The organism is Brevundimonas sp. MEB006b, assembly GCF_030209705.1.
In the GTDB taxonomy this organism is placed as follows: Bacteria; Pseudomonadota; Alphaproteobacteria; order Caulobacterales; family Caulobacteraceae; genus Brevundimonas.
Window position 1 is genome coordinate 1 of sequence record NZ_JARVRL010000009.1, and the last position, 12,533, is coordinate 12,533.

A 12,533-nucleotide genomic window follows, 5' to 3' on the forward strand; every position below is an offset into this window, starting at 1 on the left:
GGCTCATAACCTGAAGGTCGTAGGTTCAAATCCTACTCCCGCACCCAAAACACCAGAAAGCCCCACCGCTCAAAGCCGTGGGGCTTTCTGCTGTTTGATGACCAGATGCCGAGTTGCGGTCAAACTGCCGTGTACCTGAAGACCGAATCTGCCCAAGCATTCCAACAGATAGAAATCCATGCGGTCGACCAGCTTGGGGATCTCCGCGCGGAACTTTTCGCCGTCGTCGCCTTCTAAAGCTTCGTGAATACGTCCGACGCGTTGGCCGTAAGCGCTTGCGGCAAGGGATGCAGCAGCGTGAGTCTATAGCATCTCAACCTCCTATAAACTCCGCCTGGCTTTGATTGTCTTCGGCTTGCCCGCGTCATCGACGGCCACCATGACGAACTCGGCCGTGGCCGAGCGTCGCCTTTCTCCTGTCAGGAGCCGCTCGGCCCACAGCTGCACCTCGACCGAGAGGGAGCTTCGCCCGACCATCTTCACGCGCGAGACCAGTTCGACCATGTCGCCGCCGTCGATCGGGGCCTTGAAGTCGATGCGGTTGGTCGCGGCCATGACCATGACTTCGCGCGCATGACGGGTCGCCGTGACGAAGGCCGCCTTGCCCATGAGCTTGAGCGCGTCGCCGCCAAAAAGGGTGCCGTAGTGGTTGGTCGTGCCGGGAAAGACCATCACTGCGGTCCTCAGCCAACCGTCGTCCGCTTCGCCTGCCTCATCGAGGGGCGCCAACGGTTTATCATCGTTCGCCGGCCTCAGTGCGACCATGTTGAAGGCCCCGCGCGTGCACAGGCGGCGCTCGCCGCTGAGCAGGCTTTCGGCGTGCAGTTCGACTTCGACGCCTAAAGAGGAGCGCCCGATCCGAACGACGCGGCCGACCGTCTCGACCATCTCGCCGATCCGGGCCGGAGCCGCGAAATCGATCCGCTCGCATCCGGCCGTGACCACGGCCCGTCGCGCGTGACGGCTCGCGGCCAGAAAGGCGACCTTGTCGAGGTGGGCCAGACCAACCCCGCCGAACAGGGTGCCATGGTGGTTGGCGTCGCCGGGGAACACCATGTCGATCAGGCGAACCCTCACGGCTCGCACCTTTCCGCGCCGTAGTAGAGGTCGCGGGACAGTTCCTTGCGCACGATCTCGGCGCCGGCGCTCAAGGCGCGCAGCTTGCCATTAGCGACCCGGCGCGACAGGGGCGCCATGCCGCAGTTGGTGGCCGGATAGAGTTTATCGGCGTCCACGAACTGAAGCGCCTTGCGCAGGGTGTCGGCCACCGCTTCGGGCGTTTCGATCGTGTCGGTCGCGACGTCGATGGCGCCGACCATCACCTTCTTGCCCCGGATCAGTTCGATCAGATCCATCGGCACGCGCGAGTTCTGGGCCTCGAGCGAGATGATGTCGATGCTGGAGGTCCGAAGCTTGGGGAAGACCTCTTCATACTGCCGCCATTCCGAGCCGAGCGTCTTCTTCCAGTCGGTGTTGGCCTTGATGCCGTAGCCGTAGCAGATGTGGACCGCCGTTTCGCACCTCAGTCCCTCGGCCGCCTTCTCCAGGGTCGCCACGCCCCAGTCGTTCACCTCGTCGAAGAAGACGTTGAAGGCGGGCTCGTCGAACTGGACGATGTCGACGCCGGCGGCCTCCAGTTCGCGGGCCTCCTCATTGAGGATTTTGGCAAACTCCCAGGCCAGTTTTTCGCGACTGCCGTAATGGTCGTCATACAGGGTGTCGATCATCGTCATCGGCCCGGGCAAGGCCCATTTGATCGGCTGGTCGGTCTGGGCTCGCAGGAACTTGGCGTCCTCGACGAAGACCGATTTCGGACGGCTGACGGCGCCCACGACCACCGGGACGCTGGCGTCATAGCGATCGCGGATTCGCATGGTCTTGCGGTTCTCGAAATCGACGCCGTCGAGGTGTTCGATGAAGGTCGTGACGAAATGCTGGCGGGTCTGTTCGCCGTCGCTGACGATATCGATGCCGGCCCGGCGCTGATCGTCCAGCGACAGGCGCAGGGCGTCCTGTTTGGCCTCGATCAGGTCGTCGCCTTGCAGCTTCCAAGGCGACCAGAGCGTCTCGGGCTCGGCCAGCCAGACGGGTTTGGGCAGGCTGCCGGCGGTCGAGGTCGGGAGAAGGGTTTTCATGAGGGGAGACTCTGAAATCTGGAAACTGATCAGGCGGCGGCGAAGGCGGCCGACCATTGGTCGAGACGGGCGCGGTGCGGCTTGATGAACCGCTCCTCGACGAAACGGCCCTGCTCGACGGCCAGCCGACTGCGCTCGTCGCGGTCGTAGACGATGCGGGTCAGCGAATAGTCCTGCGCCTTCAGGCTGGGCTGATACTGCTCGGTCGCAGGGGAGTTGGCGTTGTAGATTTCGGGCCGATAGATCTTCTGGAAGGTCTCCATCGTGGCGATGGTGCTGGCCAGTTCGAGGCCGGTGTAGTCGCCGGTCAGGTCGCCGACATGGTACAGGGCGAACGGCGCGACGCTGCCCGGTGGCATGAAGTAGCGGACCTTCATCCCCATCTTCGCGAAATACCGATCGGTCGGCGAAAAGGCGTCGTTGTCGTATTCCAGGCCCAACACAGGATGGTCGAAGCCGGTGCGGTGATAGGTCTTGTTGCTGGAGACGCTGAGGCAGATGACCGGCGGCTTGGCGAAGTTGTCGCGATAGGCGCGCGACGCCAGAAAGTGCCGGAACAGCTTGCCGTGCAGATCGCCGAAATCGTCCGGCACGCCGCCGTTCGGGTGCGCCTTTAGGTGTTCGGGCAGGACTACGCTGAAATCGTAGTCACGGACATAGGAGGAGAAGTTGTTGCCCACGATCCCATCGATTCGCCGGTTCGTCTCCTTGTCGATGATCGTCGTCTGCAGGATTTCGATCAGCGGAAAGGCGTCGTCGCGCTCCGAGCAAAGGCTCATCTCGACCGAGACGATCTGAAGCTCCAGCGCATAGCGATCGCCCCTCGGATTGTCGTGGTGCGCCAGCGAGTTGAAGCGGTTGTCGATCATCCGCAGGGTGTTGCGCAGATTGTCCCGGCGGCTCTCGCCTCGCGCCAGGTTGGCGAAATTGGTGGTGATCCTCGTCGTCTCGGCGGGACGATAGTCTTCGTCGAGCGCGGTCCGCTTGATCCTGAAGGTGAAGTCGGTGCTCGCCATGGTCTCTGCCGTTGATGCTGTGGCGAGACAGCGGACAGGGACGCGCGACCGCTCGCGCGCAGTCGTCCCGTCGCGGCGTTCATGCGACCTGACCGGACACCCCGCCGGAGGACGTTATCTGTCGGGGCAGGTCTCCTGGCTCACGGGTCACGGCTTCGGGTCCGGCCTTCCCAACGTCCGAAGACGTCAGTGACACGAAATGGACCTTCGGCTCGCCGCTCACAGTTGCGGGGGCAGCGCCGGCATCACACCGGCTTCCCTCTTAGCTCCGCGTCGCCCGGAAGCGACGCGCAGAACCTCGACCGCCTCATGAGACGCGCACCCGACGCCGAAGTCAAGAAACCCATAAGGATATCCTTATGTCTTCTGCGGCTTGCAGCACCGCTCACGCTATTCAGCTTTCCGGGGTCACCGCTTCACGAGTATATCAAATATTGAACAGCATCTCTTTAGATCCCCGGTCTGCCATAGACGCCGCCGGGAAGTTCGTCGTTCGACAATACTGAGGCTGCGCGAAGGCACGGGCGAAGCGCACGAGTTGCTAGCTTGTGCGCTGATAACGATCACAAATCCTCGACGGTTTGGTGGAGATGAGGCGCCTTGGTTCAAAAAGTTTCTGTCAAGTCCGCAGATCGCGCTAGCCTAACTACTCATAGGCCTGGACCCTGTGGGCGGCGCCCATGCGGCCCGCTGCGCGTTAGCTCGACGATGACGCAGTCTCCCCGATACCCCACGACTCCAGACGGCCGCTATTTCGTGGTGCGAGGGCGGCTGTGGCGGTGCTCCAACCCAGCTTTGTCGGCGGAGGCGAGGGAAGAACTGGTACATGATCTGATGTCGGCGCGGCGGGCGGTGCGGACGGCGCTGGCGGCGGAGGATACAGACTCGCTGGCCGCAGCGCGGCGAAGCGTCGATAAGGCCAAGGTGGGACTGGGGGAGCGGGGGCCGGTTTGGTGGACCGACGGCTCACCGGATTTCAATCGACACATGGCGCGAAACACCCCCTATGCAGACTGGTTCACCAGTCTGGGCGAGGCGGGCGAATGACCCCAGCACTCGACCGTTTCGTCCTAGCTCAAGACCCCGTGTTCGAAACGGCGATGGCCGAGCTCGCGGCGGGTCGCAAGACAAGCCACTGGATGTGGTTCGTCTTCCCCCAGGCCCGGTCGTTGGGACGGTCTTCGACGGCTGCCTTCTATGGCATCGGATCGCTCGCGGAGGCGCAAGCCTATCTGCTGCATCCCGTTCTAGGGGCGCGTCTCATCCGCGCCGCCCAGAGCGCGACCACAGCGCCGGCGGCTTCGGTGCATCAGCTGTTCGGATCGCCCGATGACCTCAAATTCCGCTCGTCGATGACCCTGTTCGCCGCCGTGGCGGCCGACCCGACCGTGTTCGACGCGGCGCTCGTACGCTGGGGCCTTTCGCCTGATTCGTTGACCGCAGACCTTGTGTCGACCGCGAGGACAGGACCGGATCGTCTTTAAGCAATTGCCAGAGTTTTTACGCGGTTCAGGCGTCGATAACTGACAGAGCGCCGTCGGGCAGCGGGCGCTGAAGCGCCTTGGCCGTCTCCCACGGCGCCGTCATCCAGGCCTCGATCTCGTCGGGCTGTGTCAGGATCACCGGCATGGCCTTGGGGTGAACCGCGCCGACCTCCGCGTTGGGTTCGGTTGTCAGGAAGGCGAAGACGTCGATCGTCTCCATGCCGGTTTTAACCTTGCGCACGCTTGTGTGGGCCTGAAGGTGAATGCCGGCGAAGAAGGTTAGGGGCTCGGGGTCGTCCCCGGCCAATCTGAACCAGACGGGGCGGTATTTTCCGGCCGCGTCCCGGCCCGGCTCGCTGAAGGCTGTGAATGGGACCAGGCATCGAGATGCCGGCGACAGATGTGCGCGCCAATGGCTGGAGCGGGTGTTGCGGACGTTGGTCGTGCCGCTGTCGGGCTCAAACTCCAAGATCTTTTGAAAATCGACCTCGCCGCCCTTGGCGCGCAGCTTGTCGGCGCGCTTCGTCGCATTGTCGAAGATCATTCTTTTGGACGACGGCATGCCCCAGCGCGCGGATGCAAGGATGCACTCTGCGCCCTCCCAGCGCACGATCGGCGCCGGATAGTCGGGATAGATATCGCCCGGCGCGAGGTTGCCGACGGTCGACCGCATCGCGTTCGCCGCATCCATTATGGCTTGGGGGCCAGAGCGCTGGCGATACAGATTGCACATCAGGCCCTAGCCTTTTTCAGATCGGCAGCCAGGGATTTACGATCCGCCTCATAGGTCGCCTCCGCCTCCTGACGCGCCTTGTTCAACGTAGTCTGCTGGTCCTCGAAATCAGCCACCTCGGCCTGACGGCGCTCGTCCAGATCGGCCAGCGCCGTCTTCAGCTTTTCGATCCTGGCGGCCCTCGTCTTGGATGGTCCCGGAGGTTTGGCGGATTTGGCCTTGGCGATCTTGCCGACATCGATCGCGAGGCCCCGCTCGATGACCTCGCCCGGAGAGGCCATGGCGGCCTCGTAATCCGGTCCGCCGGAAAGCTGGCTGGCTAGGCCGGTTGCGAACAAATCTTGCTTTGAGCCCCAGGCCTCCAACGCCTTGGGTCGCGACGTGGTGGCGACGGTGAAGGCATGGAAACCGTCGGACCAGGTGAAGACCTTCAGCTTGCCCGCCATCTCAGTCGATCAGTCCACGACGCTGCATGTCATGATGATGGGATCGGTCAGCGAAGCGGTGACTTCCATGTCAAAGGCGTCCTCCGCTTCCATCTCATCAGCAAATGAGCATGGCTGGTTCTTGCGCAGAGTTGAAAGCCGCCAGGACGACTGGACGACCTGCTGACGCGCCAAATGTTCGATGCGTTGAAGGCGAACGCCAGCGAGCGATTTGATGAGGGTCTTGCATATCGCCATCAGTCGGTCCTCTCGGCCAAACCCTGACACGCAGGCCAGCGAATGTGGAGTCGCGACCGCGCAAAGACAGCGTTCGAGCACCGTCGGCAACGAGTTGAGGTGTCAGCGCTCGAAGAACGCCTGGTTTTGACTCTTCTCAGACTTTGGGAAGGTCCACTGTCGCGTTGATAATAGGCTGCCTGCGTGGCCAGACGTTGTCGACATTTCGGCATGGCCCTCCCTGGACGCGAGTGCTCGACCGCGCGGATGGCTTGCGATTGCACTGCAGTTCGGATCGATCGGTGTTGGGCGAACCGGCGAACCGGCGAACCGGCGGACACAGGGCCCGGGACGGAATCGCTGCGTACTTTTTCACCCCCAAGACGGCAGCCATTGAGGCCGCGCTTGAACTGAAACTTGTCCAAGCCAAGGGTGTTTAAGGCGTATGCTAGCGCGCGATCTGACAAGGGTTTGGCGTGTCCCAATCTGTCAGCCGTGTATTGCGCAGTAGTCAATTCGTCAGTTGAAAACTCAATCTTAGGGCGCCGGTAATGCCTTTGACGCCCATGCGCATGCAGATGGCGCGCAGGTGGGCGCGCACGGTGTGGATCGACATATCCATCTTTCGGCCGATGTCCTTCGGGGCCTCGCCTTGGGTCAGATGGGAAAGGACCAGGAGTTCGGCCCGGGTCAGACCGAAGATGGCGCGTAGCGGCTCCATACCCTCCACGCCCATGCAGTGGGCCGGGCGCGCCGTGGCGAAGATGCGGTCGATCGCATCGGGCGCCGTCGCCAGATCCAGCAGGCACCAGGCGTCATCGCCGGCGCGAAGCAGAAGGCGGCCGTGCGATTGTCGTCCTTCCAGCAGACGGTTGGTCAAGGCGTCGAATTCGCCACGATTGCGATGGGAAGGGCAGATAAAGGCCCCGCCAGCGCCCAGCACACCCGCTGCAATCATGGCTCTGGCATTGGCGTTGGCGTGGATCACGCAGCCTTGAGGATCCAGAACGAACCGGGCGAGAATGTCATGTTCGAACCAGGCGGTGCAGTCCGCACGGGGCAGGGGTGTCGGATTTCCGGTTGATCTGATTGGCGTCCGGCGCTGCCCAAATTCTCCTTGCAGGATCGCTGAAACAGCACGGCCGTCTGTTCGCGACGACGCCGCTATCTTTTGCTCATACATTTGCGCCACCCATTTCTGCAGGCTGTCCAAACCCGGATAGGGCTATCAGCCTAAAGCTTACGATCTGTGTGTGCCGGCTCCTCCAAACAGCCGGCTCATCGCGTTAACTTTGTTACCAGTTTGACGGCCGGGTCGTAATCGCCGCTATGGGCTAACCATGATGGGGTATCTCTCGTCAGCGGGGCGATATGTCGATAGCGAGCACATCCTGATAGCGACCGGCCATCTGATCCTTGATCTTGCCCAAGGTGAACAGCATCGGCAGCGACATGCCGGCGAGGGTGCGGGGCGGATCGACCTCCTTGGTCCAGGTCGCCTGTAGATCGACCGGCGTCCCGTCCAGCTCGACGGCGTAGGCGACGCTGGACGTGGTCTCCGCGTCGCCCCGACGCTGCATCAGGCCGCGATGTTCGGACGTGATCGCGATGACCGACGGTGCGTTGGCGCGGACCTGGATGAAGATGCGCCGCGTCAGGCCGGTAGAGGCGTCACCGAAATCGACCACATCCACACTGGAACCGGAACCAAAGGCGCCAGCGGCGCCAGCCAGGTTCAGTTGTGCTCGGGGCGTGGAGACCAACTGCATACGGACCGGGATTGGGGCAAGCAGAGCCGTTCCATCGGCGTCCTTGATCAGCAGCTTCAGGTCGGTGGCGTAGGTTCCGGCGTCGGGCACGGCGTCCACGACGATGGCGGCGTCCATCTGCGCCTGACCTGTCGCCTTGCCTGCAAGAGTGTAGCGGAAGACGCCAGGCTCGACGTCGGACGTCTGAAGCGCCGACGCCTCTCGCGGGCGGAACTGCACCCCCACGCCCCCAAGCGCCAGGCCGGACACAATCGCCCCGCCGTCGTCCACGACGGACAACCGCAGCTCGCAGACCTCGTCTGCCTGGTTCTTCAGGCCCAGATCGATGGCGCCGCTCGAGGGTCCCGCAGCGAAGGGATTGTAGTTGATGACGACAGTGCTGGGGCTCTGGGTCAGGGCAAGGTTGCAGGCTCTCGCCTTGGAGGCGGTTACGGCCAGGATAGCCGCCAGGACCAGCGAGACGATGACGGTCAGCGTTTCAGACCAGGTTGGAACCCGGAGCTTTCGGTCACCTTGCGCCTTGCGCCTACGGCGACGGCGGAGACGTGCGGATTTCGCCGACATCGACTGTTCCTTCCACTTTCTCGGGAATCACGAATTCTCCCACCACGGCGCCCTGGATCACCAGGCGATAGCGACCCGGAGCCAGGCCATCGGCGACAAACCGCCCGGAGCGGTTGGTGAAGAAGGGCTTGCCCTCGGCATCGGCCGGAGCGCCTGCCGCCTGGATGACGCCGCCGGCCAGAGCGACCGGCCCATTGGCGGACATCAGGACGCCTCGCGCGGTGCGAGACGCGTCGCTACCCACCACGAAGCGGTACCCGTTGCCGTAGCCGGGGAAGATGTTGACCACACCGCTACCCAGGTCATAGCCCTGCGGCAGCGGATCGGCCTCGATCTCGTAGCGATTGACGCCATAGCCGCGATCCAAGCCGACCAGAGCCGGACCCAGCCATCCGCTGTGCGCGACCGTATAGCCGCTGGAATCCGTCAGCTTGATGCGCGAACGGGAGAGGGTAGGGTGGGGCGTTGCGATGACGAAGCCCTCGCGCGCCGAACGTCCGACGCCAAAGGCGCCGCCGGCGTAACCGATCATCGTCGACATTCGCCACAACGACTCCTGGCGCGTGACCCCGCCGGGCTCGGACGAAACCAGCCGGTTCGATACGAGTTCGGCGTCGAACCGATTATTGATGTAGCGCAGGTCCGCCGTGATCGCTTGGTTGGTTCGATCTTGCGACAGCCGCAAGTCGCCGCTCAAGTCGTTGAGGCGGCCCGAAGATGCGCGTGACACCCCAACCTCACGCAGGTCGTTGTCGGTGTCGTAGCGCGCGGTGGTGCTCCAGCGCCCGCCGAAGCGCGACGTCAGCGTCAATCCGAAGCGGTCCTCGTCGCGGCCATCTTCGGTGGACCCGCGCTGCCAGGCCAGATTGACCGCGAAACGACGGAAAGTGCGGCCCAGGCCCAGGCTGAAATCGGTGCGATCCTTTTGTTCGCGACCCTTTACGAAGGCGACGCCGCCGCTGATCGAATAGTCACGAAAACGCACAAGCAGCCGCGCGGCGGCGCGCCATTTCTCGTTGTTGAAAGCGGACGGATCGAAGGCGCTCTGAAAATAGCGGCTGGTTGCCTGGGCCGACGCCACAAGGCGCGCATCAGCGGTCTTGCCCAAAGTCCTTTCGAGGAGATAGTCGACAGAGGCGACGTAGCCGTTTTTTCCGGTGTCGCCGTTGTGGCTGGCGGCGCTGCTCAGCTGGATCAGACCCAGTTTGGAACCCCACGTCGCTATGGCCCCGGCTTGCCCCTTTCGGTCGGCGATCTGAGCGTTGACGCCGACGGTCAAAACATCGGACAGGCCCTTGCGAACAAAGCCGCTCGCGGCCAGCGTCGAGCCGTACTGAAGATCTCCGCCTTCTTCCAGCAGTCCGGCCGACACCCCAAAATCCAACACGCCGCGATCCAGCAGCCCGGCGCCGCCGAACAGGTCGAACACAGCGATCTCGCGCCGACCGCTGTCGTCTTCGACGAGCAGGCGAACCGTGTTGGCGCCCTGCGCGAAGGGAAAGTCGCCAATGGAGTAGGGGCCGGCGTCCAGACGGATCCGTTCCGCCACGACGCCGTTGACCTCGACGACGACCAAGGCCGGACGGTCTAGGATGAACTGCCGGCGCCCTGCGGGACGCACGTTCTGGAATGGTCGAATGGTTGAATATGCGCGCGCCGCCGATAGCCCTAAAAACCTTTGCGAGCCCTGAAAACTGTCGATGGGGGGCGCGAACTCGCCGGCGGTCAAACGTACAGCGGATTTGAAGATGTCCTTGGTCAGACGGATTTCGCGGCGCTGCCAGCGGCCTTGTGTGTTGTTCCCGTCGTAATCGACGCCGGTGGTCAGCGTGACGCCGTCAAACCCGCCGAGGTTGGCGAAAAAGTCGACGCCGCCCTGTAGCGGCGAAAAACGAGTGTCGGTGTGGGAGTAGAGTTGGGCCAGGGTGATATTCGCGCCGGCCGAAAAGTCCGCCGGTTGATCGAAGGCGGCAGGGTCGATCACCGGGGTTTGGGAGAAGCCGACATCGCGACGCGCTCGGCTTTCAGGCGTGGATGTCGCGACGAAGGTCAGCGAAAGGGGATCGAAGGCTAGCGAGAAGGTGTCGGTGACAAGGTCCGCCATATTGACCTTCGTCTGTGTCGCGATCCGGCTCGACAGGGTGGTGAAGAGTTCGGACCCGATCTGGGGCTTCAACAGGTCCAGCAGGGCTGTCGCATCCACCAATCCCTGGCCCTGGGCGTCGACCGAGCCGCTGATGTCGCCAAGATATTTGCCGTCGAGCGTTAGCGGTCCCTGGATCGGCGTAAAAACCGAGGACGGCCTGACCGAAGGAGACTGGTCCTGAATGGGCGGCGAAGCTTCGGTGACTGGGCGTTCGCTTTCGTCTCGATCGATGGCTACGACGGCGGAATAGTCCGGCGGCGCCGTGCGCATGACCTCATCGGTCAGCACGACGGGAGCGGCATGCGCCACGGTAGCCAATCCGCCCCCCATGCAGGCGACGGCCCCGATGCGGCGAAAAGCGGTTCGCGCTCCGGACCGCCCGCCCTTGAGGGACTCGCGGGCCATCGCCGGCCCTCACAGCAGCACGATGGAAGCGGTAAGGTCGCCGGATGCCGATGCGGCGAGGGCCGCCGGTATCTTCACCTGCCGCGTGGCGCCGCCGGCGATCACGCTGACCTGTCCGACATCCACTTCGGCGGCCGGCACCTCATGCGACTGTCCGTCCGCCGTCTTCAGGATAATCCTGGACTCGCGGATATAGGCGAAGCCGGTCCCTGAATTATGGGCGGTCAGGATGACGTCGCCGTTCGGCTCGCGCGACACGGCAGTGACCTGCACTTCGGCGCGCGCTCTGGGCGGGGCCACGAACACATATGTATTGATCGTGAAGGCGACCTGAATGTCGGCGCCGACGCCGCCGTCGCTCGGCGTTGTCTGCATATTGATCGGCAACTGAGCTGCGCGGACCAGATACATACGGCCCTCTTCGGTAGCGTCGCCTGTATAGCGGACTTGGATCACCTGCTCGCGATTGGCCGGGATGACGGACTGGACAGGAAACACCGTGATGTCTTTGTCGTCTTCGACCAGAGACCGGGCGCCGTTATCATCGACCTGCATGCGATAGGTCTCGATTTCGACCGTCGCTGGTGTGGCGCTGTCGTTCCTGACGGTCATCCGATAGCTGGACCCATTGCCGGATGGCGTGATCTTCGAGATCATGGGCGACACGTCCATGGCCTTGGCCGGTGCAGTCGCGCCTGCCATCAGGACTGTCGTTAAAGCCGTTGCGGCCATCAGTGTCGCGAATACACGACGTGTCATTGTTGCCCCCGTTGTGTTGTCAGACTTCTCACGAAGAAGCAGGGGCCGTCCGAGGGCGGCCCCTGCATTTCGCGACGATCAAGCGGGATCGAGCGAGAAGGTGAAGGTTTCCGTATAGGTTCCGGCCGGAGCCGAAGCGGCGCCTGGACCCGAGGGGGAGGCAGCACAACCCGAAGAGCCGGGGTTGCTCGGATCGCCCTGCGTTCCGCCCACACCGCTGCCGCCGGGGACGTTGTAGCAGAGGTTCAGGAACAGATCGCCGAAGACGCCGTCAGCCAGTTTTTGGCTGTAGCCGCTAGAGTTGGTGACTTGGGCAGGTTCGCCGGGATAGGTGTCGTTGGCCGCAAAGCCCAGGCTGGGGATTTCCGGCACGGACAGATCCCAATCGTAGTTGATCAGCTTGCCTGCCGCCGACTTGAAGTCGCCGTTGGCGGCGCTTGATGTCAGTTTGGCGCCGCTGGCGGCGTTGCACGACATCCGCAATGTGGTGACCTTCTGACGTACGCCGTTGGCGACCGCGACGTTTCCGCCTGCAACATTGGCCAAGCCGATGCCGCAGAAGTTGGTCACGGTGGTCGAGACGGTCACATTGGTCTGTGCGCTCGACACAGCCGGCATCGCCAGCAAGGCCGCAGCGGCAGTCGCCGCTGCAATAATATAGGTCCGCATATTATCCTCCAGCTTTTCAATATTTTTCCCGCCCAATGAGACTGGGTGGGCGCCACAATGTCGTGGTGTCATCATCTATTCACCGCTGGAGGCGGCGTCGCATCGTCAAAGACACTATCGATGATTGCTTAGTCGATCTGCGCATCATTATTGGTGGTGCAAGGACACAGCTTGAAGCTGCGCCAGCGTGT

At 63.1% G+C, this 12,533-nt stretch carries 13 protein-coding genes and 1 riboswitch; of the genes, 2 read left to right on the forward strand and 11 right to left on the reverse strand.

The genetic code is table 11. The annotated features are described in order from the left end of the window. Positions 1–321 precede the first annotated feature (321 nt). Genes QRN13_RS13000 through QRN13_RS13010 form a run of 3 tightly spaced genes read right to left on the reverse strand, consistent with a single transcriptional unit; the run spans position 322 to position 3,151 of the window. Positions 322–1,077, reverse strand: coding sequence for an acyl-CoA thioesterase (locus QRN13_RS13000; RefSeq protein WP_284878216.1), 756 nt, complete (start codon positions 1,075–1,077; stop codon positions 322–324). After that, complete coding sequence (locus QRN13_RS13005) at positions 1,074–2,135, reverse strand: methionine synthase (RefSeq protein WP_284878217.1); 1,062 nt, start codon at positions 2,133–2,135, stop codon at positions 1,074–1,076. Before QRN13_RS13005 ends, QRN13_RS13000 begins: the two co-directional genes overlap by 4 nt. 29 nt (positions 2,136–2,164) lie before the next feature. Further along, positions 2,165–3,151 (reverse strand): DUF1852 domain-containing protein, encoded by a 987-nt coding sequence (locus QRN13_RS13010; protein ID WP_284878218.1) that lies wholly within the window; start codon positions 3,149–3,151, stop codon positions 2,165–2,167. 108 nt (positions 3,152–3,259) lie between these two features. Then, positions 3,260–3,467, reverse strand: a riboswitch (cobalamin riboswitch). 392 nt (positions 3,468–3,859) lie between these two features. Here QRN13_RS13010 and QRN13_RS13015 point away from each other — a divergent pair. Together QRN13_RS13015 and QRN13_RS13020 are read left to right on the forward strand one after the other, a co-directional pair. Further along, the gene (locus tag QRN13_RS13015) at positions 3,860–4,198 is read left to right on the forward strand and encodes a hypothetical protein (RefSeq protein ID WP_284878219.1); all 339 of its coding nucleotides are present in this window, start codon (positions 3,860–3,862) and stop codon (positions 4,196–4,198) included. Beyond that, on the forward strand, positions 4,195–4,635 hold the full coding sequence (locus QRN13_RS13020) for a DUF1810 domain-containing protein (protein WP_284878220.1): 441 nt from the start codon (positions 4,195–4,197) through the stop codon (positions 4,633–4,635). The genes QRN13_RS13015 and QRN13_RS13020 overlap by 4 nt, the downstream gene beginning before the upstream one ends. A gap of 25 nt (positions 4,636–4,660) precedes the next feature. Here the strand turns inward: QRN13_RS13020 and QRN13_RS13025 are convergent, their stop codons facing one another. From QRN13_RS13025 to QRN13_RS13060, 8 genes are all read right to left on the reverse strand, one after another. Continuing rightward, entirely contained in the window at positions 4,661–5,368 is a 708-nt protein-coding gene (locus QRN13_RS13025; RefSeq protein ID WP_350224852.1) for an SOS response-associated peptidase, read from the reverse strand. Then, on the reverse strand, positions 5,368–5,814 hold the full coding sequence (locus QRN13_RS13030; RefSeq protein WP_284878222.1) for a hypothetical protein: 447 nt from the start codon (positions 5,812–5,814) through the stop codon (positions 5,368–5,370). The genes QRN13_RS13025 and QRN13_RS13030 overlap by 1 nt, the downstream gene beginning before the upstream one ends. Positions 5,815–5,823: 9 nt before the next feature. Further along, positions 5,824–6,051, reverse strand: a complete 228-nt coding sequence (locus tag QRN13_RS13035) for a hypothetical protein (protein WP_284878223.1) — start codon at positions 6,049–6,051, stop codon at positions 5,824–5,826. Between the two features lie 490 nt (positions 6,052–6,541). Beyond that, positions 6,542–7,243, reverse strand: a complete 702-nt coding sequence (locus QRN13_RS13040) for a helix-turn-helix transcriptional regulator (protein ID WP_284878224.1) — start codon at positions 7,241–7,243, stop codon at positions 6,542–6,544. Positions 7,244–7,388: 145 nt separating this feature from the next. After that, positions 7,389–8,363 (reverse strand): hypothetical protein, encoded by a 975-nt coding sequence (locus tag QRN13_RS13045; RefSeq protein ID WP_284878225.1) that lies wholly within the window; start codon positions 8,361–8,363, stop codon positions 7,389–7,391. After that, on the reverse strand, positions 8,326–10,818 hold the full coding sequence (locus tag QRN13_RS13050; RefSeq protein ID WP_284878226.1) for a fimbria/pilus outer membrane usher protein: 2,493 nt from the start codon (positions 10,816–10,818) through the stop codon (positions 8,326–8,328). Before QRN13_RS13050 ends, QRN13_RS13045 begins: the two co-directional genes overlap by 38 nt. Before the next feature lie 105 nt (positions 10,819–10,923). Next, positions 10,924–11,673 carry a fimbrial biogenesis chaperone gene (locus tag QRN13_RS13055; protein WP_143007373.1) on the reverse strand — a complete coding sequence of 250 codons (750 nt, stop codon included), beginning with the start codon at positions 11,671–11,673 and terminating at the stop codon, positions 10,924–10,926. Positions 11,674–11,751: 78 nt separating this feature from the next. Next, positions 11,752–12,342 carry a hypothetical protein gene (locus QRN13_RS13060; RefSeq protein WP_284878227.1) on the reverse strand — a complete coding sequence of 197 codons (591 nt, stop codon included), beginning with the start codon at positions 12,340–12,342 and terminating at the stop codon, positions 11,752–11,754. Positions 12,343–12,533: the final 191 nt, after the last annotated feature.

Coding starts and splice junctions, on each gene's coding strand:
- QRN13_RS13035 (WP_284878223.1), bottom strand. CDS start 6,051: ATGGCGATATGCAAGACCCTCATCAAATCGCTCGCTGGCGTTCGCCTT.
- QRN13_RS13010 (WP_284878218.1), bottom strand. CDS start 3,151: ATGGCGAGCACCGACTTCACCTTCAGGATCAAGCGGACCGCGCTCGAC.
- QRN13_RS13005 (WP_284878217.1), bottom strand. CDS start 2,135: ATGAAAACCCTTCTCCCGACCTCGACCGCCGGCAGCCTGCCCAAACCC.
- QRN13_RS13055 (WP_143007373.1), bottom strand. CDS start 11,673: ATGACACGTCGTGTATTCGCGACACTGATGGCCGCAACGGCTTTAACG.
- QRN13_RS13045 (WP_284878225.1), bottom strand. CDS start 8,363: ATGTCGGCGAAATCCGCACGTCTCCGCCGTCGCCGTAGGCGCAAGGCG.
- QRN13_RS13020 (WP_284878220.1), top strand. CDS start 4,195: ATGACCCCAGCACTCGACCGTTTCGTCCTAGCTCAAGACCCCGTGTTC.
- QRN13_RS13015 (WP_284878219.1), top strand. CDS start 3,860: ATGACGCAGTCTCCCCGATACCCCACGACTCCAGACGGCCGCTATTTC.
- QRN13_RS13060 (WP_284878227.1), bottom strand. CDS start 12,342: ATGCGGACCTATATTATTGCAGCGGCGACTGCCGCTGCGGCCTTGCTG.
- QRN13_RS13030 (WP_284878222.1), bottom strand. CDS start 5,814: ATGGCGGGCAAGCTGAAGGTCTTCACCTGGTCCGACGGTTTCCATGCC.
- QRN13_RS13025 (WP_350224852.1), bottom strand. CDS start 5,368: ATGTGCAATCTGTATCGCCAGCGCTCTGGCCCCCAAGCCATAATGGAT.